The sequence below is a fragment of the Aeromonas sp. R5-3 genome, from assembly GCF_040908225.1.
Classification (GTDB): Bacteria; Pseudomonadota; Gammaproteobacteria; order Enterobacterales; family Aeromonadaceae; genus Aeromonas; species Aeromonas dhakensis.
In genome coordinates this window covers 193,191-218,652 of record NZ_JBFODH010000023.1, presented here as the reverse complement: position 1 = coordinate 218,652, position 25,462 = coordinate 193,191, and the positions used below count along the sequence as shown (strand labels likewise).

26 protein-coding genes and 1 pseudogene are annotated in these 25,462 nt (G+C 61.8%); 16 read left to right on the top strand and 11 right to left on the bottom strand.

Features of this window, described 5'->3' with window-relative positions; all coding sequences use genetic code 11:
- The first annotated feature begins 50 nt into the window (after positions 1 to 50).
- Positions 51 to 299, top strand: a complete 249-nt coding sequence (locus tag AB5Y95_RS15670; protein WP_005308429.1) for a hypothetical protein — start codon at positions 51 to 53, stop codon at positions 297 to 299.
- A 42-nt stretch (positions 300 to 341) separates the two neighbouring features.
- Here the strand turns inward: AB5Y95_RS15670 and AB5Y95_RS15665 are convergent, their stop codons facing one another.
- Positions 342 to 860 carry a mechanosensitive ion channel domain-containing protein gene (locus tag AB5Y95_RS15665; RefSeq protein WP_017780379.1) on the bottom strand — a complete coding sequence of 173 codons (519 nt, stop codon included), beginning with the start codon at positions 858 to 860 and terminating at the stop codon, positions 342 to 344.
- A gap of 9 nt (positions 861 to 869) precedes the next feature.
- Complete coding sequence (gene zntB / locus AB5Y95_RS15660; RefSeq protein ID WP_065018365.1) at positions 870 to 1,862, bottom strand: zinc transporter ZntB; 993 nt, start codon at positions 1,860 to 1,862, stop codon at positions 870 to 872.
- 105 nt (positions 1,863 to 1,967) lie between these two features.
- Here zntB and AB5Y95_RS15655 point away from each other — a divergent pair, with 105 nt between their 5' ends.
- From AB5Y95_RS15655 to AB5Y95_RS15640, 4 genes are all read left to right on the top strand, one after another.
- Positions 1,968 to 2,420, top strand: coding sequence for a YaiI/YqxD family protein (locus AB5Y95_RS15655; RefSeq protein ID WP_005308419.1), 453 nt, complete (start codon positions 1,968 to 1,970; stop codon positions 2,418 to 2,420).
- A 119-nt stretch (positions 2,421 to 2,539) separates the two neighbouring features.
- Complete coding sequence (locus AB5Y95_RS15650; protein WP_336289504.1) at positions 2,540 to 2,809, top strand: PepSY domain-containing protein; 270 nt, start codon at positions 2,540 to 2,542, stop codon at positions 2,807 to 2,809.
- Between the two features lie 48 nt (positions 2,810 to 2,857).
- On the top strand, positions 2,858 to 3,415 hold the full coding sequence (locus tag AB5Y95_RS15645) for a cytochrome b/b6 domain-containing protein (protein WP_336289503.1): 558 nt from the start codon (positions 2,858 to 2,860) through the stop codon (positions 3,413 to 3,415).
- Positions 3,416 to 3,506: 91 nt separating this feature from the next.
- Positions 3,507 to 4,007 carry a metal-dependent hydrolase gene (locus AB5Y95_RS15640; RefSeq protein ID WP_017783607.1) on the top strand — a complete coding sequence of 167 codons (501 nt, stop codon included), beginning with the start codon at positions 3,507 to 3,509 and terminating at the stop codon, positions 4,005 to 4,007.
- A gap of 69 nt (positions 4,008 to 4,076) precedes the next feature.
- Here the strand turns inward: AB5Y95_RS15640 and AB5Y95_RS15635 are convergent, their stop codons facing one another.
- Entirely contained in the window at positions 4,077 to 5,282 is a 1,206-nt protein-coding gene (locus tag AB5Y95_RS15635; protein ID WP_005308404.1) for a NupC/NupG family nucleoside CNT transporter, read from the bottom strand.
- A gap of 564 nt (positions 5,283 to 5,846) precedes the next feature.
- On the opposite strand from AB5Y95_RS15635, the gene dbpA reads away from it, so the two are divergent.
- From dbpA to AB5Y95_RS15620, 3 genes and pseudogenes are all read left to right on the top strand, one after another.
- Positions 5,847 to 7,223 carry an ATP-dependent RNA helicase DbpA gene (gene dbpA / locus AB5Y95_RS15630; protein WP_005308401.1) on the top strand — a complete coding sequence of 459 codons (1,377 nt, stop codon included), beginning with the start codon at positions 5,847 to 5,849 and terminating at the stop codon, positions 7,221 to 7,223.
- Positions 7,224 to 7,295: 72 nt separating this feature from the next.
- Entirely contained in the window at positions 7,296 to 7,577 is a 282-nt protein-coding gene (locus AB5Y95_RS15625; protein ID WP_017765205.1) for a YkgJ family cysteine cluster protein, read from the top strand.
- 160 nt (positions 7,578 to 7,737) lie between these two features.
- A pseudogene (locus tag AB5Y95_RS15620) lies at positions 7,738 to 7,845 on the top strand (YkgJ family cysteine cluster protein); the annotation flags it as partial.
- Positions 7,846 to 7,880: 35 nt separating this feature from the next.
- Here the strand turns inward: AB5Y95_RS15620 and AB5Y95_RS15615 are convergent.
- On the bottom strand, positions 7,881 to 8,276 hold the full coding sequence (locus AB5Y95_RS15615; RefSeq protein ID WP_005308395.1) for a hypothetical protein: 396 nt from the start codon (positions 8,274 to 8,276) through the stop codon (positions 7,881 to 7,883).
- A 274-nt stretch (positions 8,277 to 8,550) separates the two neighbouring features.
- Between AB5Y95_RS15615 and AB5Y95_RS15610 the strand changes: the two genes are divergently transcribed.
- Entirely contained in the window at positions 8,551 to 9,948 is a 1,398-nt protein-coding gene (locus AB5Y95_RS15610; protein WP_368161553.1) for a PepSY-associated TM helix domain-containing protein, read from the top strand.
- 68 nt (positions 9,949 to 10,016) lie between these two features.
- On the opposite strand, the gene AB5Y95_RS15605 is transcribed toward AB5Y95_RS15610, so the two are convergent.
- The gene (locus tag AB5Y95_RS15605) at positions 10,017 to 10,232 is read right to left on the bottom strand and encodes a DUF6500 family protein (RefSeq protein ID WP_010635255.1); all 216 of its coding nucleotides are present in this window, start codon (positions 10,230 to 10,232) and stop codon (positions 10,017 to 10,019) included.
- Positions 10,233 to 10,335: 103 nt separating this feature from the next.
- Positions 10,336 to 11,241, bottom strand: a complete 906-nt coding sequence (locus tag AB5Y95_RS15600; RefSeq protein ID WP_005308387.1) for a 1,4-dihydroxy-2-naphthoate polyprenyltransferase — start codon at positions 11,239 to 11,241, stop codon at positions 10,336 to 10,338.
- A 207-nt stretch (positions 11,242 to 11,448) separates the two neighbouring features.
- Between AB5Y95_RS15600 and AB5Y95_RS15595 the strand changes: the two genes are divergently transcribed.
- From AB5Y95_RS15595 to AB5Y95_RS15565, 7 genes are all read left to right on the top strand, one after another.
- Positions 11,449 to 12,795 (top strand): isochorismate synthase MenF, encoded by a 1,347-nt coding sequence (locus AB5Y95_RS15595; RefSeq protein ID WP_368161552.1) that lies wholly within the window; start codon positions 11,449 to 11,451, stop codon positions 12,793 to 12,795.
- 33 nt (positions 12,796 to 12,828) lie between these two features.
- A complete protein-coding gene (gene menD / locus AB5Y95_RS15590) occupies positions 12,829 to 14,559 on the top strand; it encodes a 2-succinyl-5-enolpyruvyl-6-hydroxy-3-cyclohexene-1-carboxylic-acid synthase (RefSeq protein WP_368161551.1) in 1,731 nt (576 codons plus the stop codon).
- A complete protein-coding gene (gene menH / locus AB5Y95_RS15585) occupies positions 14,549 to 15,319 on the top strand; it encodes a 2-succinyl-6-hydroxy-2,4-cyclohexadiene-1-carboxylate synthase (RefSeq protein ID WP_368161550.1) in 771 nt (256 codons plus the stop codon). The genes menD and menH overlap by 11 nt, the downstream gene beginning before the upstream one ends.
- A 4-nt stretch (positions 15,320 to 15,323) precedes the next feature.
- Entirely contained in the window at positions 15,324 to 16,172 is an 849-nt protein-coding gene (gene menB, locus AB5Y95_RS15580) for a 1,4-dihydroxy-2-naphthoyl-CoA synthase (protein WP_019841092.1), read from the top strand.
- Positions 16,172 to 17,101, top strand: coding sequence for an o-succinylbenzoate synthase (gene menC, locus AB5Y95_RS15575; protein ID WP_368161549.1), 930 nt, complete (start codon positions 16,172 to 16,174; stop codon positions 17,099 to 17,101). The genes menB and menC overlap by 1 nt, the downstream gene beginning before the upstream one ends.
- A gap of 10 nt (positions 17,102 to 17,111) precedes the next feature.
- Positions 17,112 to 18,518, top strand: a complete 1,407-nt coding sequence (locus AB5Y95_RS15570; RefSeq protein WP_368161548.1) for an AMP-binding protein — start codon at positions 17,112 to 17,114, stop codon at positions 18,516 to 18,518.
- A gap of 301 nt (positions 18,519 to 18,819) precedes the next feature.
- Positions 18,820 to 20,055, top strand: coding sequence for a winged helix-turn-helix domain-containing protein (locus AB5Y95_RS15565; protein WP_005308366.1), 1,236 nt, complete (start codon positions 18,820 to 18,822; stop codon positions 20,053 to 20,055).
- A 2-nt stretch (positions 20,056 to 20,057) separates the two neighbouring features.
- Here AB5Y95_RS15565 and AB5Y95_RS15560 read toward each other — a convergent pair whose 3' ends face one another.
- From AB5Y95_RS15560 to AB5Y95_RS15540, 5 genes are all read right to left on the bottom strand, one after another.
- Positions 20,058 to 20,609: a fimbrial protein gene (locus AB5Y95_RS15560; protein WP_017785834.1), complete on the bottom strand. Its 552-nt coding sequence runs from the start codon at positions 20,607 to 20,609 to the stop codon at positions 20,058 to 20,060.
- Positions 20,610 to 20,620: 11 nt separating this feature from the next.
- The gene (locus tag AB5Y95_RS15555) at positions 20,621 to 21,649 is read right to left on the bottom strand and encodes a fimbrial protein (protein ID WP_005308359.1); all 1,029 of its coding nucleotides are present in this window, start codon (positions 21,647 to 21,649) and stop codon (positions 20,621 to 20,623) included.
- A 5-nt stretch (positions 21,650 to 21,654) separates the two neighbouring features.
- Positions 21,655 to 22,386 carry a molecular chaperone gene (locus tag AB5Y95_RS15550; RefSeq protein ID WP_279463054.1) on the bottom strand — a complete coding sequence of 244 codons (732 nt, stop codon included), beginning with the start codon at positions 22,384 to 22,386 and terminating at the stop codon, positions 21,655 to 21,657.
- A 10-nt stretch (positions 22,387 to 22,396) separates the two neighbouring features.
- Positions 22,397 to 24,931 carry a fimbria/pilus outer membrane usher protein gene (locus AB5Y95_RS15545; RefSeq protein WP_017779285.1) on the bottom strand — a complete coding sequence of 845 codons (2,535 nt, stop codon included), beginning with the start codon at positions 24,929 to 24,931 and terminating at the stop codon, positions 22,397 to 22,399.
- Positions 24,932 to 24,998: 67 nt separating this feature from the next.
- A complete protein-coding gene (locus tag AB5Y95_RS15540) occupies positions 24,999 to 25,388 on the bottom strand; it encodes a hypothetical protein (RefSeq protein WP_368161624.1) in 390 nt (129 codons plus the stop codon).
- Positions 25,389 to 25,462: the final 74 nt, after the last annotated feature.

Here is a 25,462-nt window from a genome sequence, read left to right as displayed (position 1 = left end):
GGCCGCAACCACTAGACTTGAAGTGGCATCAAGCGTCACGGGAGGATGTCATGACAGTCAATGAACTTCGTCTGCTCTACCAGCAACAAGCCTTCAAGGAAGCCGAGATCCTGCAGGATGCCATCCTGCCCGGCTGGATCGTGGAGTTCAGGGGACAGGACGGCAAACTGTACGAGATGACCGACACCCTGGGTTGCCCCCTCAGCTTCGGCTCGGTCGAAGAGGCCCGCCAGCACGTGCATCTGGTGGCGGACTGCCCGATCCAGATCGAGCACCTCTACCGCTTCTTCGAACGCTGAGAAGCTGGCAGGCGCAAAAAAGGCTCCCGCGGGAGCCTTTTCTCATTCTGGTTGCAGGGGTTCAGCCCCCTTGCCCTCCAGCCGTCTGACCGGCTTTTGCAGGATCAGGTTGGCCGGATAGGTGACCAGATCGCCGTTGTCATCGCGTACCCGCACATAGAAGAGGCCGATCTCGGTGATGACCCCGGTGACCGAGTCATCTTTGTCGAGGATCCGGATCCGATCGCCAATCCGGTAGGGGAAGGCGAAGAAGATGGTGATGCTGGCGGTGATGTTGGAGAGGATCGACCACTGCGCCACCATGGCCACCCCCAGCACAGCGAAGAAGGAGGAAGCCAGCACCACCAGCCGCGAGAAGTCGAGCCCCCACACCCCGGCCAGGATCAGCAGGGTGGCGCAGCCGAGCAGGAAGTGGAACACGTGCTCCACGTAGAGCACCCGGTTCTCGCTCACCTGCCGGCTCTGGCCGAGGGCCATCAGGCTCTTGTGAATGAGGCCGCGAATGAGGGTGTGGCCCAGCAACAGCAGCAGGGTCACGCCAAAAGATTCCCATGTGGTCATGTCGGCTCCTTACCACCAGCGTCTGTGTTTGAGCCAGACCGCCAGCCCGGTCGCCAGCGCCACCAGGGATCCGCAGAAGATCCAGAAGGCGGTCGGGCTCTCGGCCCCGGGAATGCCCCCCAGGTTGATGCCGAACAGGCCGGTCAGGAAGCTGGCCGGCAGAAACAGCAGCGCCATCACCGACATCTGATAGGCGCGGCGGTTGGTCGCCTCCGCCATCAGGTTGTTGATCTCGTCCGCCAGCACGGCGGTGCGCGCCACCCCGGCATCCAGATCGTCCAGCCAGCGCCGCAGCCGGTCGGCGATGTCGAGCAGGCGGCGCCGGTCGTCCTCGTCCAGCCAGCTGATCTTCTCGTTGGCAAGGCGCGCCACCAGATCCCGCTGGGGGGAGAGGTAGCGGCGGATCATGATGAGCTGCTTGCGGATCAGCGCCAGCCGGCCGTTGGCAGGCAGGTCGCGCATCAGCACCTGCTCTTCCAGATCCAGGATCTGGTCGTGCAGCTCCTCGACGAACTCTCCGGCCCGATCGGTCAGGGCGTCGCAGATCTCCACCAGCCAGTCGGCCGGGGTGTCCGCACCGCCCCCCAGCTTCAGCTGCTCGAAGACATCTTTTTCCGACAACAGCGGCCGCCGCCGACTGCTGATGATGAGGTCCGGCGTGATGAAGATCCGCAGCGCCACCATCTCTTCGGGCCTGTGATCCTTGTTGTGGTTGATGCCGCGCAGGATCAGCAGCACCGTCTCGCCCATCCGCACCAGCTTGGGGCGATTGCTCTGGCCGAGCAGGGATTCGCGTGCCGCGTCACCCAGCAGTGGCGTCTGCAACAGCCAGCGCGCCGCCTCCGGGTTGCCATAGTCCAGATGCAGCCAGCCCGGCTGCGCTGCCGGTATCTCGCTGCCCGCCGCCAGCGGCTGCATGCCCCCCCTGCCATCCAGGGTCAGGCCATAAATCACGTCACTGGGCACCCGATCCATCTGCTCGTCCTTCTCGCTCATGTTCATCGGCCCAGCTTACACCAAAGCCGGACCCGACTCAGCCCCGGGGCAGCCGGCCGCCCCCGGCCGTGCTAAGATGCGCCACTCGTTTCAGACACAGGAAACCATGCCATGCCCATCTGGGTCGATGCCGATGCCTGCCCCATTCCGGTCAAGGAGATCCTCTACCGTGCCGCCCACCGCGCCCAGGTGGTGACCACGCTAGTGGCCAATCAGGGGCTGCGTGTGCCCCCCTCCCCCTTCATCAAGACCCAGCAGGTGGAGAAGGGCTTCGATGTGGCAGATCATGTCATCGCCCAGCAGGTCAAACCCGGCGATCTGGTGATCACCGGTGACATCCCCCTCGCCGCCCTGGTGATCGATGCCGGCGGCGAGGCGCTCAACCCCCGCGGCGAGATCTACACCCGCGAGACCATCAAGGCGCGGCTCGGCATGCGCAACTTCATGGAAGAGCTGCGCTCGGCCGGGGTCCAGACCGGTGGCCCGGCCCCCCTCAACGCGGCCGACAAGCAGCGCTTCGCCAACGCGCTGGACAAGTGGCTGGTCAGGGGCAAGCTGAGCTGAGCCCGCTCCCCGGTGCCCTGCCGGGGAGACCCGTTCATCCCCTTCTGCGCTTAATTCTTTCTTAAGGCTGGTGAACTAGCCTTGTGGCTGTTGACCCAACCACCCGCAAGGAGCAAGCAATGAAACTGACCCCCCTGTTGTTACTGATCCCTCTGTTGAGCGGCGCAGCCCTGGCCGATCCCCAATGCACCCAGGCCGACAAGAGCAAGTGGATGAGCGAAGCCGACGCCCAGCAGCAGATCAAGGCGATGGGCTATGACATCAAGAAGTTCAAGGTCACCGAGACCAACTGCTACGAGATTTACGGTTGGGACAAGGAGAAGCGCAAGGTCGAGATCTACTTCGACCCGACCGATCTGAAGAAAGTGAAAGAAGAGAACGACGAATAATCCGGCCATGGGCCGGTCTCCTGCCGGCCCTTTCTATGGAGCCACACCATGACAACCTCGTCTGAAGTGAAAGTCTGGGATCCCCTCATCCGGGTGTTTCACTGGGCTACCGTCACCCTCTGCCTGCTCAACTTCTTCATCCTGGAAGAGGGGAGCAAGCTCCACAAGTACGCCGGCTACGCGGTGGGCATCCTGCTCATCATCCGCCTGCTGTGGGGACTGATCGGCCCTCATTACGCCCGCTTCGGCCAGTGGTGGCCGACCCCGGCCCGGGTGCGCTACTACCTGCGCCAGCTGGCCCAGGGCCGTCACCCCTACTACCTCGGCCACAACCCGGTCGGCGCCCTGATGATCTGGCTGCTGCTGCTGTCGCTGGTCGGCACCGTGGTCACCGGCTGGCTCACCACCTGGGATGCCTTCTGGGGCGAGGACTGGCTGGAGGAGCTGCACGGCATCCTCGCCAACACCCTGATGGCCGCCGTCGGTGTCCATGCGGCCGTGGTGATCCTGACCGATCGCCTCACCCGCAGCGACCTGGTGCGCGCCATGGTGCTGGGTAAAAAACGGGTGCCCGCCGACACCAAGGTGGAAGATCCGCGCAGTTAATGACCGGGTCGCCCGCCGGGCCCCGGTTTTTTGCTGCAATGGCCCGCGACACTGGTAAGATGCGCCGCCATTTTCCCATGTCGTAGCCATCATGACCGCCCAAGGGCACCTGCTCTTCTCCGTTACCTGCACCCTGATCGCCCACAAACTCCAGCTGACGCCGGCCCTGGCCGACGCCAGCCTGTGGCAGACCGTACCCGCCGCCCTGGCCAGCGCCCTGCTGCCGGACCTCGACCACCCCAAGTCGGTATTGGGGCAGCGGCTGCCCTGGATCTCGAAACCCCTCTCTCGCCTGTTCGGTCATCGCGGCTTCACCCACAGCCTGCTGGCGGTGGCGGTCGCCATCTGGGGGCTCAACCAGCAGTTGCCGCCCGACACCCTGCCGGTCGGGGTCAAGGATGCCCTCATCATCGGCTACCTCAGCCACCTGCTGGGGGACTGGCTCACCCCGGCCGGCATCCCGCTCTTCTGGCCCAGCAAACGCCGCTACCGGCTGCCGGGCTGGCCACTCAGAAGCGGCGGCGCCCTCGAGACCAGCTTTTGCACCCTCACCCTGCTGGCCGCCGGTTACTGGGCCCACTGGCCCGGCTAGGCAGTCGGCCGCCAAAAAACAAACCCCTGCCGAGGCAGGGGTTTGTCGTGGTGAGGGCGGGTGGATGACTTACAGCATCACACCGGCGATCACGGCGGAGAGCAGGCTCACCAGGGTGGAGCCATAGACCAGCTTCAGACCGAAACGGGAGACCATGTTGCCCTTCTCTTCGTTCAGCGCCTTCACCGCACCGGCGATGATGCCGATGGAGCTAAAGTTGGCGAACGACACCATGAAGATGGAGAGGATGCCGACGGTGCGCGGAGAGAGCTGGGCCGCGATCTTGCCCAGATCCATCATGGCCACGAATTCGTTGGTCACCAGCTTGGTCGCCATGATGGAACCGGCCTGCAGCGCTTCACTGCCCGGGATGCCCAGGATCCAGGCGATGGGGTAGAAGATGTAGCCCATGACGTGCTGGAAGTTGACGCCGAACGCCATCTCGAACAGGTAGTTGATGAGGGCGATCAGGGCGATGAAGCCCACCAGCATGGCACCCACGATCACCGCCACGGTGAAACCGGCCATGATGTACTCGCCCAGCATCTCGAAGAAGTTCTCTTTCTTCGGGGTGTGGTGCTCGTCACCCTCGGACAGCGCCTTGGCGTCGGTCACGGTATTGTCCGGCTCATAGGGGTTGATGAGCGACAGCACAACGAAGGTGCTGAACATGTTGAGCACCAGGGCGGCGACCACGTAGCGCGGCTCGATCAGCTGCATGTAGGCACCGACGATGGACATGGAGACGGTGGACATGGCGGTGGCGGCCAGGGTGTACATCTGCTTCTCGTTCAGGTGCGGCAGTATGTTCTTGAGCGCTATGAAGTTCTCGGACTGGCCGACGATCATGGAGCTGATGGCGTTGAAGGATTCCAGCTTGCCCATGCCGTTGATCTTGGCCAGCACGGTACCGATGCCGCGGATCACCAGCGGCAGCAGACGGATGTACTGCAGGATGCCGATCAGCACAGAAATGAAGACGATGGGCATCAGCACCATCAGGAAGAAGGAGAAGGCCCCTTCATTGACCAGGCCGCCGAACACGAAGTCGGTCCCCTGCTTGGCAAACTCCATCAGCTTGGTGAAGCCGGCGGCAAAGCCACCCACTACTGCCAGACCCACTTCGGAGTTCAGCATGAACCAGGCCAGCGCCAGTTCGACCACCAGCAGTTGGCCGATATAGCGCGGCTTGATCAGTTTCCAGTTGCGGCGGTTTGCCAGCAACGCCAGAGCGAGGACCATGACGAGTCCGAGCACAAAGTGAACGTATTCCATACCTGTAGCACCTGAGTGAATTGTAATTTTTGACCGGCGCCATCATAGACATTTGCATATTTAAAAATTCAGATAGCCATCACAATCTGCGGTAAAAATATGCATGTTGGATAATACAAACGTTTTTAAATTAATTAAACGCTCACACAAGCATCCAACCATTGTTCAATAAATAACAAAACACAATACAAACAATCACTTAAAAATAAATCATGTATTTGTAAACTCCTATTTTCACAGCTTAATTACATTCACTTAATACTCGCAAGGCCGCGCAGAAGTGGTCAGAACAAATTTACGACAAATTTATTTAATCAAGGTGGAGTGAAAAACGTTTATCTTATTTGCGATGAATGTAGACGGTGCCAAATACATATTTCCGCGACCGCGAACCGCTGCTCCGGATTGCCAGGGGGCAGTCGGTGAGCCGGCCCCTTGCCACCGGGCTGACAGTCACGAACAGAAGCAGTCGCTCAAATTTGCAGCACATCCAACGGCGGATTCTGGTACAATGCGCGCCCTTGCGCCCGGCGCAGCCCGTTTTCTCCCATATAGAGTCCTTTTGTGAACAACGAATTTAGCAGCCTGAACCTCTCCCCCGCCCTGCTCGAGAACCTCGCCAGCCTGGGTTATCTGCAGATGACCCCGATCCAGGCCCAGAGCCTGCCCCTGGTACTCGACGGCAAAGACTTGATCGCCAAGGCAAAAACCGGCAGCGGCAAGACTGCGGCCTTCGGCCTCGGTCTGCTCTCCCGCCTCGACGTCAACCGGCTCGAGGTACAGGCGCTGGTGCTCTGCCCGACTCGCGAGCTGGCGGATCAGGTTGCCACCGAGATCCGTCGTCTCGCCCGTACCCTGCCCAACGTCAAGCTGGTGACCCTGTGCGGCGGCACCCCGACCGCACCGCAATCGGCCACCCTGAGCTTCGGTGCCCACATCGCCGTCGGCACCCCGGGCCGGATCCTCAAGCACCTGGAGCAGGGCACCCTGGCGCTCGACAGCCTCAAGACGCTGGTGCTGGACGAAGCGGATCGCATGCTGGACATGGGCTTTGGCGAAGACATCAACCGGGTCATCAGCCACGCCCCGCGGGATCGCCAGACCCTGCTCTTCTCCGCCACCTATCCGGAGGGGATCGCCCAGATGAGCCGTGGCGTGCAGCGCAACCCGGTGGAGGTGAGCGTGGAGTCCCTGCACGAGGAGAGCGCCATCGAGCAGAAGCTGTATGAAGTGCCGGCCGGTCAGCGCCTCGAGGCCCTCGGCTGGCTGCTCAGTCACTATCAGCCGGGCTCCTGCGTGGTGTTCTGCAACACCAAGCGAGCCTGCAACGACGTGGCCGATCACCTGGCCGCCAAGGGCTTCTCGGCCCTGGCGCTGAACGGCGATCTGGAGCAGCGCGAGCGGGATCAGGTGCTGGTGCGCTTCGCCAACGGCAGCGCCACCATACTGGTGGCCACCGACGTGGCGGCCCGCGGGCTGGATATCAAGGAGCTGGGCGCCGTCATCAACTACGAGCTCACCTACGACCCCGAGGTGCACGTGCACCGCATCGGTCGGACCGGCCGCGCCGGCCAGCAGGGCCTGGCCCTGAGCCTCTATCAGCCGAACGAGGCCCAGCGCGTCAACATCATCGAGGAGTACCAGCAGGCCCCGCTGCCGCTGGGGGATCTCGATGCCATCGGCCGCGCCATCAAACCCATAGCCCCGCAGATGGTGACCCTCTCCATCGATGCGGGCCGCAAGAGCAAGGTGCGCGCCGGTGACATCCTGGGCGCCCTGACCGGCGAAGGCGGCATTGCCGGGGCCGATGTTGGCAAGATCCAGATCGCCGAGCAGTACTCCTACGTGGCAGTCAAGCAGGGCGTAGCCAAAGCGGCGCTCAAGCGACTGCAGGAAGGCAAGATCAAGGGGCGCAGCTACCGTGCCCGCAAACTGGGCTAAGGTTCAGACCACAGGCGCCCCAGCGGCGCCTGTTTCATATTTATCCGTGCCCATGAGAACAAGGCAGGTGCCATGACGACCCCAGAAGTGAGCTGCCAGAACTGCGAGGCCTGCTGCTGCCGCCTCGAGGTGATGCTGTTTACCGATACCGGCGTGCCGGATCGCTACGTGGAAGAGCGGGAAGGCGAGGTGCCGGTAATGCACCGGCTGGAAGATGGCTGGTGCGCGGCGCTCGATCGCAACACCATGATGTGCCGCATCTACGAGGTGCGCCCTCTGATCTGCCGTGAGTTTGAAATGGGTGAGCCGGACTGTATCGACGAGCGGGACAAGTGGTTTATCAAGCTCGATTGAGCCGCCCCTCGATCGCACTCACCGCGATGATGTGCCGCATCCATGAGGTGCGCCCCCTTATCTGCCGTGAGTTCGAGATGGGTGAACCGGACTGTATCGACGAACGGGACAAGTGGTTTATCAAACTCGATTGAGCCGCCCCTCGATCGCACTCACCGCGATGATGTGCCGCATCCATGAGGTGCGCCCCCTGATCTGCCGTGAGTTCGAGATGGGTGAGCCGGACTGTATCGACGAGCGGGACAAGTGGTTTATCAGGCTGGATTGAACTGCCCACCAGCATCAGTCGCATTGCGGTCTATTTCAGGCTAGCCCGACCAGTTGCTGCTCCAGCCAGTGCAGCGCCTCGTCGGTCTGCTCGAAGTAACGGATCCCCTGAAACGGCAACCCGCTGAACACCTGATCCGCCAGATACTGCTTGAAACTGCCCGCCAGCACCACCGCCAGAAAGGCACAGCCGTTGTTGGCGCACCACTCGAACTGACGGCGAAAACGGGCAAGCACCTCGGGCCCGGCCGCCTCGAATTCGGTCGCCACCTCGACTATGCCCCAGGGCCCGGCACTCAGGCTGGCGATCTGCTGGCTGAACTGCGCCTCATAGGCCATGGCCCCCGCCAGATTGAAGGGGCCGCTCGGCCGGCAGATCAGCACCTGGCCCTGTCGCTGCATCTCGAAATGGCCGTGGGGTCGCAACTTCACGTCTGCCTCCTTCCCTGGATTCTTCGCCGTGCAAGCACTCTCTTATGTTGCAACAAGGTAATGATCTCTCTGCCAAAAGTCCATTTTGACAAGGCTCGCCCTGACGGGATTGCGCCACCTTCTGACCGCCGGCAAACCGGTTCGGCGTGCACTCGGCTACCTCCACGGCCAGCCCTCATGTTCTGTTGCAGTTAACAAAACGTTGCTGTTATCATCCGCGCCGCCACCAACATTCCACCAACTGAAACGTTAACCCAAGGCGCAAGGAACAGAGATGAAAAATCGGGACGCGAACCACTATCAGCGCATCTGGCGCTGGCACTTCTATGCGGGTCTCTTCGTCGCCCCCTTCCTGATCCTGCTCTCGCTGACCGGGATCGTCTATCTGTTCAAGCCCCAGCTCGACAACCTCATGTACCCAGAGCTGATGAAGGTCGCCCCCGTCAACCAACCGCTCAGCGCCGACCAGCTGCTGGTAAAGGCGATGGCGGCCATGCCGGACGCCAGCCTGAGCAAATACTTGCCCCCCACAGGCCCGGAGGCCAGCGCCCAGTTCATCGTCCGCCAGGGGGGCAGCGAGCTGACCCTGTTCCTCGATCCCGCCAGCGGCGCCCTGCTCGGCACCATGGACAACAAGTGGAATCTGCAGGCGGTGGCGCGCGCCCTGCACGCCGAGCTGATGATAGGCACCGTGGGGGATAGGCTGATCGAGCTGGCCGCCGGCTGGGGCATAGTGCTGCTCCTGAGCGGGCTCTATCTCTGGTGGCCACGCAAGGGGCCAGGGGTTGGCGGCATCCTGTGGCCGCGCTGGAGCCAGCGTGGCCGGCTCTGGTGGCGCGACCTGCACGCCGTGGTCGGCTTCTGGGGGGCCGGTTTCCTGCTGCTGCTGCTCTTGAGCGGCATGACCTGGACCGGTTTCTGGGGCGATCAGTTTGCCGCCGTCTGGAACCGCTTCCCGGCCGCCATGTGGAACGAGGTGCCCAAGTCGGCGCCCCTGGCCCGCAGCCTCAACCATGCCCACCAGCAGACCGTGCCCTGGGCGGTGGAGAACACCCCCATCCCCAGCTCGACCGAGCCCAAGGCCCACGACCACAGCGCCATGGGACACGGTGGCGAGCACGACGGCATGGTGATGGCGGAGCACCGCATCCCGCTGCAGCAGGTGGTGGAGATCGCCGCCGCACGCCGGGTCACGCCGGGCTACAGCATCACGCCGCCGGCCGGGGCGAGCGGTGTCTACACCATCGCCATCTTTGCCGATGATCCGCGCAACGACGCCACCCTGCACATCGATCAATACAGCGGCAAGGTGCTGGCGGACGTGCGCTGGCAGGACTACGGCCCGGTCGCCAAGACGGTGGAAACCGGCGTCATGCTGCACATGGGCAAGCTCTACGGCTGGCCGCATCAGCTCGCCATGCTGCTCATCTGCCTGCTGGTGTTGCTGAGCTCGGTGAGCGGGCTCTGGATCTGGTGGAGCCGTCGTCCGCAGGGCCGCCTCGCCGCCCCGCCGCTGCCGACCACCCTGCCCCCCATGCGCGGCGCCCTTGCCCTGCTGATCCTGCTCGGCATCTGCTTCCCGCTGGTGGGCGGCTCCATGCTGGTGATCTGGCTGCTGGACAGCCTGCTCTTCGCCCGCCGTCGGGCGCCCCGACTGGCACGGGCCAGCTAGCGTGACCTCAACCTGACGCACCAGCCAGCGGGCTCCCGAATGGGAGCCCGCTGGTTTTCAACCCGTCTTTACTCCTGCTCCACCAGCTGGAGGATCTTCCTCGCCTTCTCGAAGTGATCGAGGCGCTGGGTCTGGATCCACCAGGTCGCCGCCTCCATCAGCAGCTCAGGGTCGTCATTGCGGTTGGCAAAAAACGCATAGAAGGAGACCCCGACCGTCTCCCCCTTCTGGGCAATCTTCTGCTGGCACACCTGGATGATTTTCTGCTTGAGCGAGTCGCGCATGGCGGCCCTCCTGCCCGATGAGTGAATGGCCGGACAGCATACCCCAACCAGCAAAAAGGCTCCCCTGCGGGAGCCTTTCTTCATTGCCAGACAAGGTTGCGACTCAGGAGAGCGCCAGTCCGATGGAGAGCAGCAGGCTGTAGAGGAAGGCGCTGATGGCGGTCTTCTTGAGCGAACCGGTCAGCACCTCGCCATCGAAGCTCTGGCGCAGGGTTCGGGCGGCGTCGGTGAGCGGCTTCATGGCGGGCAGGAAGATCCAGGGCCAGAAGCTGGCAGGCTGGGTCAGGATGAAGGCGATAGTCGCCAGCAGCGCCGCTCCCAGCAGCACCCAGTGATAGGCGATGGCCCGGTTGCGGCCGAGCCGCACCGCCAGGGTGATCTTGCCGCTGGCGGCATCGGTCTCGATGTCGCGCACATTGTTGATGTTGAGCACGGCGGTGGCCAGCAGGCCGCAGGCGGTGGCCGGCAGCAGCAGATCCCACTGCAGGGTCTTGGTGAACAGGTAGTAGGAGCCGAGAACCCCCAGCAGACCGAAGAAGAGGAACACCGAGATATCGCCGAAGCCGCGATAGCCGTAGGGAGTCTTGCCCACTGTGTAGGTAACGGCGGCCACGATGGCGGCACCGCCCAGCAGCACGAAGGTGAGGATCTGCAACCACTGATCGCCGAAGGCACAGCCCAGCAGGGCGAGGCCGCTGACCACGGCGGCCAGGGCGGTCAGCGCCATGGCCACGCACATCTGTTTGCGGGTGATGAGGCCGGAAACCACGGCGCGCTGGGGGCCGATCCGCTCGCCATTGTCCGCCCCGGATACCGCATCCCCATAATCGTTGGCCAGATTGGAGAGGATCTGCAGCAGAATGGCGGTCAGCAGGGAGAGCGCCATGATGGTGCCGTCGAAGGCGCCGCGGCTGGCCGCCAGCCCAGATCCCAGCAAAATGGAGGAGCACGCCAGCGGCAACGTTCGCAAACGCGCCGCCAACAACCAAATAGATAAGGTATTTGTCATATTGTGATGGCCAAACAATCAGATATTGATCGTGTTAAGGGTTATCGAACCGGATTTCGGTATACTTGGCCCCTCGGGAGTTGGCTCCCCGGGCGATTTACATGGACGAATGGGCAGATAATATATAGGAATAATCGCTCCTTTGGCATAAACCAACGGCATCCTTCTGCAGGATGGACCGTCACTATCGGCTCATAGACGAAATCCATGTTGGCTCAGACCCATATCAAGCAACAACTGGACGCCCTGCGTCATGGCAATGCCAGCGGCTTCGTGCGACTGCGCGTCGCGATCGAGGTTCGCTCCTTCCTGGGCTGGCTGGCGGCGCAGACTCTCTATCCCCGCATCTATTGGCATGCCAGAGGACAGGACAAGCCCGAATACGTGGCACTGGGCTGCCTGCGCGAGCTGACCGAGCCCAGGGCGATCCGCCAGGTCTGCGAGCACACCAGCCAGCCCCATGATGACAGCCCCCGCTACTATGGCGGACTGGCATTCGACCCGACCCAGCCCGGCTGGCAGGGGTTCGGCCCCTGTCGTTTCGTGCTGCCCCGCATCGAGCTGGTGCGCCGTGGCGAGTGCGTCACCCTCTGCCTCAACCTCTGGCTGCCGGAGCAGACCGGTGGCGACGCCTTCGAGGCTGAACTGCAGGCCGCCGCCGCCGCCCTCGACGCCCTCCAGCCGGAGGCGCCCCTGCCCCCGCTGGCCCGCCACCCGTGGCAGCGGGAAGATTGTCCGAGCCAGCCCCAGTGGCAGACGCTGGTCGAGCAGGTGACCGCCGCCGACTTCCAGGTCCACACCCCCAAGGTGGTGCTGTCGCGCCAGAGCCGACTCACCCATGAGGGTGCGACGAATGCCACCGAGCCGCAGGCCGTCGCCCCCTGGTCGCTGCTGGCCCGCTGGGCACAACACGGTCAGGACTGCTTTCACTTCGGCCTCCAGTTTTCCCCCGAGCAGAGCTTCATCGCCTGCTCCCCCGAGCGGCTCTATCGCCGCGAGCAGCAGCACCTCTTCACCGAGGCGCTGGCGGGCACCATTCGCCGCTCCGGCGACGAGGCAACCGACGCGGCGCTGGCCGCCGAGCTGCTGGGCGACAGCAAGAACCGGCTGGAAAACCGGCTGGTGCACGCCGATATCCTCAGCCGGCTGGCGCCGCTCACCACGGATGCCACTCTGACCGAGCCGCGCATTCTCAAACTGCGCCTGCTGCAGCACCTCAAGTGCGACATCGAGGCCGAACTCAAGCCCGGCGTCTGCGACTGGCAACTGCTGGAGGCGCTGCACCCCACCCCGGCGGTGGGCGGCGCTCCGCGCGAGGCCGCGCTGGCCTTCATCCGCGAGCGCGAGCCCTATGATCGCGGCTGGTATGCCGGTGCCTGCGGCATGCTGAGCCGGGAGACCTCCGAGTTCTCGGTCGCCATCCGCAGCGCCCGCATCACGGCGCAGGCCATCACCCTGTTTGCCGGCGCCGGTATCGTCGCGGGTTCCGAGCCTGCCGCCGAGTGGGCCGAACTCGACAACAAGATCGCCAATGTGCTCTCCCTGCTGGGATAGCGTTTCTTATCGACTCCTCACCACGAGAGCCTCATGTCTGCCAGCCAAGCGTTCGCCAGTCACCATGCCACCTTCAACCACGTCTGGTCTTCCCTCTTGCTGGAGGAGCTCTTTCGCCTCGGCGTGCGCGATATCGCGCTGGCCTCCGGCTCCCGCTCGGCACCGCTCACCATGGCTGCCGCCGCGCACCCCGGCTTTCGCCGCCATCTGCACTTTGACGAGCGCGGCCTCGGCTTCATGGCGCTGGGGCTGGCCAAGGGCAGTGGCCGCCCGGTGGCGGTGATCATGACCTCGGGCACCGCGGTGGCCAACCTCTGGCCGGCGGTGGCCGAGGCCCAGCTCACCGGCGTGCCGCTCATCATTCTCTCGGCCGACCGGCCGCCCGAGCTCATCGACAACGGGGCCAACCAGGCCATCGACCAGCAGGGGATCTTCGGCCGCTACCCCGTCTATCAGCAGAACCTGCCGAGCCCCACCGCCACCATCCCGGCCGCCTTCGTGCTTAGCTCGGTGGATCAGGCGCTGGCCCAGCAGGCGCGCACGCCGGGGCCGGTGCACTTCAACTGCATGTACCCGGAGCCCCTCTATCCGGGCGATGAGTACCTGGATTTCTCCGCCTACCTGGCCCCCCTCGGCGACTGGCTTCGCTCGTCCGAGCCCTGGAGCCCCTGGCAACTGGCGCAACCCCCCTGCCCCCGTCAACCCGACTGGGACGAGCTGCAGGGCAAGCGCGGCCTCATCGTCGCCGGCCGCATTCAGGATCCCGCCCAGGCCAAGGCAGTCGCCGCCTTGGCCGAGCGGCTCGGCTGGCCCCTGCTGGCCGATCTGCAGAGCCAGCTGCGCTTCGATGGTCGCAACCTGGTGCACGCCGATCTCGCCCTGCAACACAGCGGCTTCGTGGCCGAACTGGCCCGCGCCGAGGTGCTGCTGCAATTTGGCGCCCGTCTCATCTCCAAGCGGCTCGGTCAGTTCATCAAACAGCACTCCTGGCAGGCATACTGGCTCATCGACCCGCAGCCGGCCCGACTCGACCCGGACTACCGGCTGCGCCGCCGCCTGCTGTGCGAACCCGGCGCCTTTGCCACCGCCCATCCGGTGGCGCATTCGCACCTGCCCTGGCACCGGCTGGCGGAGCGCCAGCAGTCCGTGAGTCTGCAGGTGCGCAGCGCCTGCGAGCGCTTCTCCGAACTCGGGGTGTGCCATCGTCTGAACCAGCGGATCAGGGGCCAGCTGTTCGTTGGCAACAGCATGCCGGCCCGGCTGATGGACATGCTCGGCGAGGCGGGCAAGGGCCCCAGCCGGGTGATGACCAACCGCGGCGCCTCCGGCATCGACGGCCTCATCGCCACCGCTTACGGCTTCGCACAATCGGTCGAACCAGGCAGTGACGAGCCCACCACCTTGCTGCTCGGCGATCTCAGCGCCCTGCACGATCTCAACAGCCTGGCGCTGCTTGGCAAGGCGAGCCGGCCGCTGGTGGTGATCCTGCTCAACAACGACGGCGGCAGCATCTTTCGCATGCTGCCGGTGCCGACCCAGGACGCACTGCTGGAGACCTACTACTGCCTGCCCCACGGCCTGCACTTCGAACACGCCGCCGCCATGTTCGGCCTCCACTACCGGGTGCCGGCCACCCTCGCCGACTTTGAGCGGGAGTACGCCGCCGCGCTGGAAAAGGGGGTAACGCTGATTGAAATCAAGGTCCCCAGCAGCGAAGTCGCCGAGGATCTGAAGGCACTGGGAAGCGCGATCCGTGGCAGCTAGTGCCGACCAGCCGACGCTGGTGCTGCTGCACGGTCTGCTCGGCGATGCCCAAGACTGGCAACCCGTGCAGGCAGCCCTGGCCGACCTCCCCAGCCTGGCGCTGGATCTGCCGGGCCACGGCAGCAACCAGGCTGTGCGGGTGAGCGGTTTTGACCAGGCTCACCGCTGGCTCTGCGACGAGCTGGCCACCCGCGGCATCGACCACTACCGGTTGGCGGGCTATTCGCTGGGGGGGCGGCTCGCCCTCTATCACGCCAGCCAGGCGCCGGTTGGGTTGCAGGCCCTGCTGCTGGAAAACTGCCACCCCGGCCTGCCCGCCGAAGAGCGCGCTGCGCGCCTGACCCACGACGAAAGCTGGGCCCTGCGCTTCGAGCAGGAGCCCCTGGCCAGCGTGCTGGCCGACTGGTATCGGCAGGGGGTGTTCACCGATCTGGACGACACAGCCCGCGCCCGCCAGATAGCCCGCCGCCTTGGCAACGACGGCCAGGCCGTGGCCGCCATGCTGCGCGCCACCTCCCTTGGCAAGCAGCCGAACCTGGCCCCCTGGCTGGCGCAAGGCACGCTGCCGGTCACCTGGGTGAGCGGCAAGCGGGATCACAAATTCCATCAGCTGGCTTGCCTCATGGCGAGTCAGCAGAGCAAAATCAACCACTTGGAGCTGGATGGCGGCCACAACCTGCATGCCCACCAGCCTGAGGCCTTTGCCCGGCTCCTCGCGGAGTGGGTCAACCAACAACAAGAAGAGAAGCGTCATGATTGAAGCAATGACTGAAGCGGAACTCTATGCCCCCGTCGAGTGGCGTGATTGCTCCGCCGGTTACGAGGACATCCTCTATCACAAGTCCGGCGATGGCATTGCCAAGATCACCATCAACCGCCCCCAGGTGCGCAACGCCTTCCGCCCCCGCACCGTCAAAGAGATGCTGCAGGCGCTGGCCGATGCCCGCTACGACGATCAGGTCGGCACCATCATCCTGACCGGCTTCGGTGAAAAAGCCTTCTGCGCCGGTGGCGACCAGAAGATCCGTGGCGACTACGGTGGCTACCGCGATGACGAGGGCACCCATCACCTCAACGTGCTCGACTTCCAGCGCGACATCCGCACCTGCCCGAAACCGGTCGTTGCCATGGTGGCCGGCTATGCGGTCGGTGGCGGCCACGTGCTGCACATGATGTGCGATCTGACCATCGCCGCCGACAACGCCCAGTTTGGCCAGACCGGCCCGAAAGTGGGCTCCTTCGACGGCGGCTGGGGTGCCTCCTACATGGCGCGCATCGTCGGCCAGAAGAAGGCCCGCGAGATCTGGTTCCTCTGCCGCATGTACGATGCCAAGCAAGCCCTCGACATGGGGCTGGTCAATACCGTCGTGCCGCTGGCAGAACTGGAGCGTGAAACCGTGCGCTGGTGCCGCGAGATGCTGCAGAACAGCCCGATGGCGCTGCGCTGCCTGAAGGCCGCCCTCAACGCCGACTGCGACGGCCAGGCCGGCTTGCAGGAGCTGGCGGGGAATGCCACCATGCTGTTCTACATGACCGAAGAGGGTCAGGAAGGGCGCAACGCGTTCAACGAGAAACGCCGTCCCGACTTCTCCAAATACAAGCGGAATCCCTGATGACACTCGCTCTCTATCGCTACCAACTGCCTTTTACCCAGCCCCTGACCTTTCACGGCAAGGTGGAGGTGGCGCGAGAGGGCCTGCTGGTCCGCATTGACGACGGCTGGGGGGAGATAGCCCCCCTGCCCGGCTTCTCCCGCGAGAGCCTGGCCGAGGCGCAAGCCGAAGCCATCGTCTGTCTGGAACGGCTGGCTGCGGGGCAGGAGATAGCCCCGCAGCTCCCTTCGGTGCAATTCGGGCTGGACTGTGCCCGCCGCTGCTGGCCTGCCCAGACAGCCCCGCTGCCCGAACCCTATCCCCTTATTCAGGGCTCCCCCCAGGAGCTGCTGAAGAACTGGAAGAACTGGCTTCACAAGACCCCGAACAAGGCCAAGCTGAAGGTGGCCCGTTACCCCATGCGCGACGAGCTGGCGCTGATCCGCCTGCTGTGCGACCGCATTCCCACCCTCAAGCTGGTGCTGGACGCCAACCAGGGCTGGACCCGCGAGGAGGCCTGGGCCTTCTGCGGTCATCTGGATCCAAACCGGATCGAATATCTGGAAGACCCCTGCGCCGACTTTGCCGACATCGCCTTCGTGGCCAATCGCACCGGCATGCCGGTGGCCATCGACGAGTTGCTGGCCCAGGGCAAGCCATGGGAGCCTATTCCCCAGCTGCGCGCCCTGGTGCTCAAGCCGACCCTGCTCGGTTCGCTGGCCCATTGCGAGGCGCTGGTGGCCCGGGCCCACGAGCTGCGCCTCAAGGTGATCGTCTCTTCCTGTTTCGAATCCGGCGTCGGTCTGAACCAGCTGTTCCATCTGGCCGGCGAATGGGCACCGGAGCAGGCCCCCGGCCTGGATACCCGGCGCTGGCTGGCCGCCGATCTGCTGGACGCCGCCAGCAAACCCGATCCAAGCCTGCTGGAGCCCCTGTTTCACCACGATTGAAGGGGCCTGCATGCCACCCTTGTCTGACCATCACTTCCATCTCGAACCCTGCCCGGTGCGTCACTGGGCGCAATCCGCTCCCGCTCGTATCGCCATTCACGCCGCCGTCCCGCTCACCTACCGGCAACTGGACGCCAGGCTCAACAGCCTGTGCCAGCAGCTGGCCATGGCCGGCCTGCAACCGGGAGATCGCCTCGCCGCCGTGGTACGCGGTGCACTGGAAGATGTGCTGCTGGCCTGGGCCTGCGTGCGCAGCGCCATCGTCTTCTGCCCGCTCAACCCCGCCTTTCCGCTGACTCGGCAAACGGAGCTGGCGACCCTGCTCGACGTCAGGGCCTGCTGGTCGGCGGGCGAGATCCCGACCGGCGGCTGGCAACCGCTACGACTCGACTTCACCCGTGAGCTGGCGGCGGACGAAGGCGACTGCATGCTGGCGCCGGCCCGGCTCAACAACATGATCCTCACCTCGGGTTCCAGCGGCACGCCCAAGGCGGTGGTGCACCAGCTGGCCAACCACCTGGCCTCGGCGCGAGGCTCCACCAGCCAGATCCCGCTCGATGAGCGTTGTGGCTGGCTGCTCTCCCTGCCGCTGTTTCATGTCGGCGGCTACGCCATCCTGTTTCGGGTCTTTCTGGCGGGCGCAGCCCTGGTGCTGGACGATCGCGCCCGCCCGCTCAGGGAGCGGCTCGAACAACAACCCATCACCCATCTATCCCTGGTGCCGACCCAGCTCTGGCGACTGCTGGCGCAGGGCTTCGATCCCGCTCGCACCCGGCTGCGCGAGCTGTTGCTCGGCGGCGCCGCCATCCCCCAGCCGCTGGTGCACAGGCTCACCGCCATGGGGCTGGTGCCCAAGGTGAGCTATGGCCTCTCCGAGATGGGCAGCCAGGTCTGCACCGGCCGGCCAGCCGCCGCTGGCGTGGTGGGCAAGGCGCTGCCGGGGCGGGAGGTCTGCATCCGCCAGGGGGAGATCTGCGTGCGCGGCGAGACGCTGTTTGCGGGCTACTTCAAGGAAGGGGGGCTGGCGCGGCCGCTCGACGAGGACGGCTGGTTCCACACCCGCGACAAGGGGCATTTCAACACGGATGGCGAACTGGTGGTGGAGGGGCGGCTCGACAACCTCTTCATCTCGGGGGGCGAGAACATTCAGCCCGAGACCATAGAGCAGCGGCTGGTGGATCACCCCGCAGTTGCACAGGCGCTGGTGGTGCCGGTGCCGAGCGACGAGTGGGGGCAGAGGCCCGCCGCCTTCATCGACTGGCATGGCGAGCCGCGGCCTTATGCCGAGCTGGCGACCTGGATCCGGCAGACCCTGCCCGGCTTCATGGTGCCGGACCAATGGCATCCCTGGCCCGATCTCGGGGGGCAACTCAAGCCGCAGCGCAGGCAATATCAACGCATGCTGCAGGAACAGTGATCAGCCATGCGACAATTTCAGACATGGTGGAGCCATCCAAATACACACTTTATTCGAAAGAAAATGCTGGCGGCGTCAAAATACCCCTCACAGGCAGGGGGAAGTGAGAACGATTACATACATGACCCTCTTTTTGCGTGTTTTTTGAACTGAACGAGCCGCCTGTAGTACCATATTCCCCGCCATGCATTTAAACGCAAAGGTAACTAGTTGATAGTTAAAGATATTGCTAATTTCCCATTATTTGAACAAAGACTGCATGGTGGTAAAATGCTCTCCTTGGCAGTAAGACGAGTCACACATGAGTAACAAAAATTATAAAATTGCAGAGGATATCTTTTTCTCCGCTGCAATATTCCGACTCTCGAAAGGAGACAAGGACATCAAGCTCAGCAACAAGGAAGCCGAGCTGCTCGAGATGCTGTGTGATGAGGCAGGTACTGTCATTGCCAGAAGCAAGCTGCAGGATGCCTTGTGGCCGAACCAGGACAATACCGACACCAACCTGAACCGGCAGATCCTCTCGTTGAGACGAAAGCTGGAATCATTCGGTTTGATGGATGCGATCGATACTATCCCGCGGGTGGGATATATCTTCTGCGCCCCCATTGAAGTGGCCGGAGAGACCGAGGAGGCAGTGCCGAATGAAGAAATTCAGACGGTCGCAACCGCCAATGTGCCCCAGGTCAGACGGCAATATACCCGCCGTAAATATGATCGCTATTTCAGCCCGCAGCGTATTTTGCTGGTTGCACTCTTGCTGGTATCGCTGACCGCGCTGGTCATCAGCATATATCACTATGCCACGGCCAATACGCTGCGCACCATCAATCTTGGCCATGTTTCTCTTTATATGACCAGTGATACCGAGCAAGCATTGAAGGTAAAGATCGATGCGCTCTCACCGTTGGTCCAGAAAATTTCGCGCAAGGATGATGAACAGGTATCCCTGCTGGTCGGAAAAGAAGCCATCAGCTATTTTTCCATCGACAACAACAGTCGCCAGCTGTCAGAAAATGTCTTTTTATTGCGCAATGGTCATCCGCTTGCCGAAGAGGTGCAATGCGTTATTTCCACCATGGCTCAGCAGGGAAAGAATGTTTCCCACAACTATTACAACAATACCGACACCACAGTTCGATATCACAGCAATTGCCAAGCGCCGGACAACTGGGTTGAGCTGACAAGAAAAAACAAGTTCATTGTTACGCTGAGCCGAGAAATAGTCGTGGCAACCATTATAGCTACCGACAGCCAGGGTCAGACGCTGTTCAATCTGGATTCCGTCGGGGATCTGGAGCGGGATGATGGCGATATTTCGGTAGAGGTAAAAAATACCATCGTCAATTACATCGATCAAAAGGCACTGACCAATAACGGCATGGTGGCAACCCTGGTAGCCGCCTTGACCCCCCCTAAACAGAAAGCACAGTTTGTGCAGTTGCCGGGGGGCATTTACCTCTCCAGTTATCTGGGCGGCGTCATCAACTGGCCCAGTCTGGGTAATTCAAAGGTCATTCAGCGCAATGACTTCTGACCTTATTCATAGGCAACGATAAAGTTGGCCACGGCGGAATAATCCCCGGGCTGGATGGTCTTGGCAGCCAGCGCGTCCGGATGCGCTTCCACCCTGGCAAAGAACTGCAGCTCATTGTCTGCCGCACCGCCCAGCAGATAACCGCGGGAGGGGGTGCCCAGATCCAGCGGTGACTGGGTCACGTCATAGAGGCGGATCCCGGCGCCCTTGGCCATCCCGGCGGTAAACGCCAACCCGCCGCTGAGCTGGGGATCCTGCGAGCCGGTAAAGGTCACCTTGGCCATGCGAAAGATCCCCGGCTTGCAGTTGGTCAGCCGGATGGAGAAAGGCACCTGGACCCCGGCCCCGTTGGCATAGAGCTCCTTCACGTCGACCACCCCCATCTCGACCTCCTGCTCGATGGATTCGGGAGCAATCTCGCACGGCTGATCGATGATACGGCCATGTAGGTGGACCGTATTGCCAAGCAACTCCAGATCATTGCTGGCACGGGGAGCTGCCGTTACCGCCAACAGCGGGCACAGCGCCAGGCCTATCCACAATGTCCGCAACATATGACAACTCCTCACTGAAATTCGGCAACTATGGTGGCGGTGGCGTAGAAGTCACCCGCAGGAATATCAGCGCCTACCGGTGTTATCGGCGCGGCAATAAAGCCCCAGTCACCAATGTTTCCTTGCATGGAAACCGGATAAAATGTATTCAAATTCAGCTGAGAACCATCCAGCTGCTTGAACTTTATGCCCAAATCGGAAATGACATTTCCACCTTGATAGCCATCCCGAGTTGTCCGCAGATAGTCTTGGTTGAAAGAGGTCGGTTTTCCAGAAATACCAAGATTGATCTTCAAAGCATCCCCTTCGAAAACACCACCGCGACATTGAAATGTCAGAGGGACCGTCTTTTCAAAATTGTTCCCATCCAATCCAGATCCTGGCAAATCACCAAATTCTACCTCAATCGTCTGCCCACCGTTAATCACGCACTCTTCCGGCACATATAAAATTGCAGATGTAATCGTAATTCGAGACATTGGCAAATTATTGAAATCTGTAGTAGTAGATCCTAAGCGGCCATACATCTCTACGACTTGACGATCCGATATTTGCACACCATTAATTATTTGTTTTCTTACACGGAAGGTTACTCGCCCACGACTACCACTTTCGAAATTATTTATTCTTGTCTCTTTTCCCTTAGTACAAGAGTAATTTGGGTAATCATTACTCTCATTCGGAAATGGGGCCGTAACAAATTTTTTCTTCCAACCGGCTATCCAAATTTCGACCTTCATATCCAGAAAGTCATTTAGTTTTACAAAACCGTCACCGGCTTGAGGCAAGCCATCCGTCATGGTCGCCTTATAGTACACTGGAGATTGTGGAATGCTTCTATCGGGGCAGGTAACGATACCCGAATATTGCCCCCCCAAGTTCCACTCAAACGCCTTGGTAGTAAAACCAGGTTTGTTTTGAATATCAGCCTTATCCAACGATATATAGTAATCATGGGTTGGGTTGGGCGTCACATAGCCATTTGCCAATGCCGTTCCTGCAAACAGCATAAGGCTTGAACAGAAGATGGAACGTAGCATAGGCCTTACTCGCTCTTCACGGCTTTACAGGCATTGCCTGTGCACTGGTATTTGATATCCATATATCCGCCGTAGTCATTGACGTAGCTGATCACAAATTCATTGCCCAGCGCTTCCGGGATGTTGACCGTCTGCTCGGACTTGGGTGCCACCATAAAGGCGGAGAAACCCTTGATGGCGGTTCTCCCCTTGCCCTGCGGATGGCCGAGACCCACGTAGGTGATGTAGTAAGGGGTGGGGTTGTTCACCTGCAGGGCCTTGCCCTGCTTGGTGATCAGCACCTGATCCTGCCAGATGGCGCCGCGCTCGGGCAAAATGGCCTCGGGGCGGTAGAACAGCTTGATCTTGGACTGCACGGCAATCTGCATCACGTTGCTCTTCTCGCTCTTGGGCGGGATCTCGCGCAGGTTGAAGTAATAGATCGACTCGCGATCCTTGGGCAGGCTGTCGACGGCCGGCACGCTGGCGATGCGCACGATGGACTTCTGGTTGGCATCCACCCGCTGTACCGGCGGCAGCACCACGAAGGGAGAAGAGATCTTCTGCCCCTGGGCATCTTCAATCCAAGACTGCGCCAGATAGGGCAGCTTCTGGTTCTCGTTCTTGATGTTGAGGCTGATGGACTTGGCACCACCCGGATAGACGGCGCGAGTACGGTCCAGCACGATGGCAGCGCTGACGTTGAGCGAGGTCATGCCCAGCACGGCCAGACAGGTATAAGAGAGCAGCTTTTTCATCGGTATCCCATTACTTGCAAGTGAGAGTCTTCATCGACAGATCGGTTACTTGTTGCGGTGCCACTATCTTGCACTGGCGGGCGCCGCCCCAGGAGAGTTCAAACGCTTCATTCGGTTTCACCCCGGTCAGATAGACCAGGCCATCTTCATCCACCACCGAGAGCACACGGCCGGAATCCCTGACGACGGTGGCACCAAACGGCGGCACTGAGCCATCGGACAGCTTGACGTTGGCCAGCAGCTTGAACCCTTCGGCGATTTCGAAGGCATTATACCCAATTGCCCCCTCGGTCAGGGTCCCCTGCTTGATGGCGTTCATCGCATCGATGTCGTCGCTCAGCTGATCCACGTCGACCCGGGTGTCGCTCTTGCGATAGTCGGTCATGTCGCTGATCACCGCGACGCCAAAGCGGTTGGTCACGGCGCGGCCGTTGTTGAAGGAGACGCCGGAGGTCTTGTCGGTATCCACCATCATGCGGGTGCCGCCACGACGGGTCGCCTGATGCAGGGCCGCCCCGTGCTCGGTCGCCGTCAGGCCGCCGCGCAGGCTGGCACCGACCGAGGTGTACTCGCTCTGCACGCTGTAGGCATTGAGGCTGACCGCCCCGATGTCGCTGTTGTGGTTGTAGTAACCCCGCGCCACGGCGTGACCATTGCTCTGCACGCCCGCCCCCAGCTGATAGGTATCATCCGGCCGGCTGTAGTCCTGATAGGTGGCCAGGTGGGTCACCTTGCCGTTGGAGGACTGCACGCTGTATCCCGCGCTCTTTCTGTCCCCGATCGGCATGCTCAGGGTCAGCATGACGCTCTTGTCATCCTCGTAGTTCTCGGTCTTGGTCTTGTAGGCCGACACATAGACGGAGACATCCTTGAAGCTGCCGATGTTCACGTTCTTGTTGATGGTGAGGCCGTAGCGATCCTCGGCGTCATGTTCCCAATAGGTTCTGTGGGTGTAGTCCAGGTAGACGGTCAGCGCCTTGGCCGCATCGTCCGCCCAGAAGGTCTTGTTGGCGGTGATGGTGTAGAGCTCCTTGTCACCCCAGTTGTTGTAGTCATCGCTCGAGGTGTTCTCGTTCTTCTCCAGCCGATCCTTGTTATTGAGGAACTGCGACATGGTCATGAAGTCATGCTGGGAGAAGCGATAGCCGGCGAAGGTGATCGAGCTGTTGTATTCATCGAACTGCTTGGCGTAGTTCACCCGCACCGACTGGCCAATCTTGGTCGACAGGCCGGGCAGCTTGGAAATGGATTGGGTCAGGTCGGCGGAAATGGCACCGAAGGCATAGAGATCGCGACCGATACCCAGCCCCATGGAGTTGTATTCACCCGCAACCAGACTGCCGCCATAGAGCGACCAAGAGTTTGCCACCCCCCAGGAGAAATCACCGGTGACGAAGGCAGGGCCGTGCACGTCGTGCACCGAGTCCGTCTGTTCGGAAGGGGCGCCGACCGCCAGGTTGTATCTGACATAACCGGGACGGGTCAGATAGGGCACAGTTGCCGTGTCGACCTGGAACGAGTTGACGCTGCCATCCTGCTCTTCCACCCGCACATCGAGACGGCCGCGCACCGAGCTGTCCAGCCCCTGGATGCGAAACGGACCGGCCGGTACGTTGGTCTCATAGAGGATGCGACCGGACTGGGAGATGGTCACCTTGGCATTGGTCTTGGCGATGCCGCTCACTTCCGGCGCATAGCCCTGCAGACTCGGCGGCAGCATGCGCTCGTCGTTGGCCAGATTGACGCCGGTATAGCGAAAACCGTCGATCAGCTGGGAGTTGAGCTGCTGCTCACCCACCGTCAGCTTGGCGGCCATGTTCGGCAGCGGACGATAGGCGTAGATGCGGTTCAGCTCGGAAGTGGTCCGATCGTTGTCGCCCCAGTAGGCATTGGCCTGATAGTCACCGCGCAGGCGCCAGGCGCCGTAGTTGAACCCCAGGGTGCCGTAGCTGCTGATGTTGCGGTTGGAGTAGCCATCGCCCTCGTTGATCTGGGCGTTGATGTTGTAGTCCAGCATCATCCCCGGGATCCCTTCATCCCACTGCTCGGGCGGAATCCAGTTGGGATCGCTGTACTTCATCCACGCCTGGGGTACGGCGATGCGCAGCAGGCCGTTGCCGATGTCGTTGGCGATCACCACACCGTCCAGCGCCAGCAGGTTGGCACACTGACCGTCGTGCCAGCTGTCGATCTTGGCGATGGCCTCGTCGGTCAGCGCCAGCTTGGGGATCACCTCTTGCGGCAGGCAGGCCACCCCGCCCTTCCCCTTGCCGGTGTCGGTCTCGTAGAAGGGGATTTTCTGCAGGGGCAGCTTGTTCTTGTTGACCTCGATCTCGAGGTAGTAGTCGCCGGGCAGGATGTAGCCTTCGTCGGCAAACTGGGAGAGGTCGATCTTGGTTCGTTCGTCCAGATCGAGCGCATCAATATTAAACTCCGTCTCTGCCCATGCATGATTCGCCACCGCCATCAGGCCGGGCACGCACAGCATAAAAGCCATTTTGGAATAATGTTTTTTTCTCACAGAGTCTGATGTTGAAACGCTCATATATTTACTCTAGGAATTGCATAACGGTCTCACGTAATGAGGTATCTACACTAAGCAATTGGCTTGCTTACATATAATTGAGTTCAAACAGCGTCGTACTGTCCGGAAAAAACAGTTGACTGCTGGTCAGACCCAAATTGAATTCCAGATCACTGTTGACGATATCCGAAATAATAAAGCTCTCGCCGGACACCTTGTGATATTGGCCGTTGTTGAGAATGCCAAGCTCATCGCTCATGGCACCGCGCACGGACATGGAAATAAAAGGCAGTGATGCCTCTGCTGCTCCTTCAACCTGACAGCCGCTGATTTTCAACGTGCCCGGTTGCCTGGCCTGCAAAGGAATACTGCGCTGCACGTCCAGCGTACAGCCCGACTCGGCCAGCCCATCCGAAATCTCGTTGGCGTGGACTGATCCCGCCATAATCACCAGCTGCAGCACCATGGCTGCCATCATTGAAGTTTTCATGATCAAGGTTCGATGTGAGGAGACAGAAGGTGTGAAGTTGTGGTGGCATCAGCCACCACAAC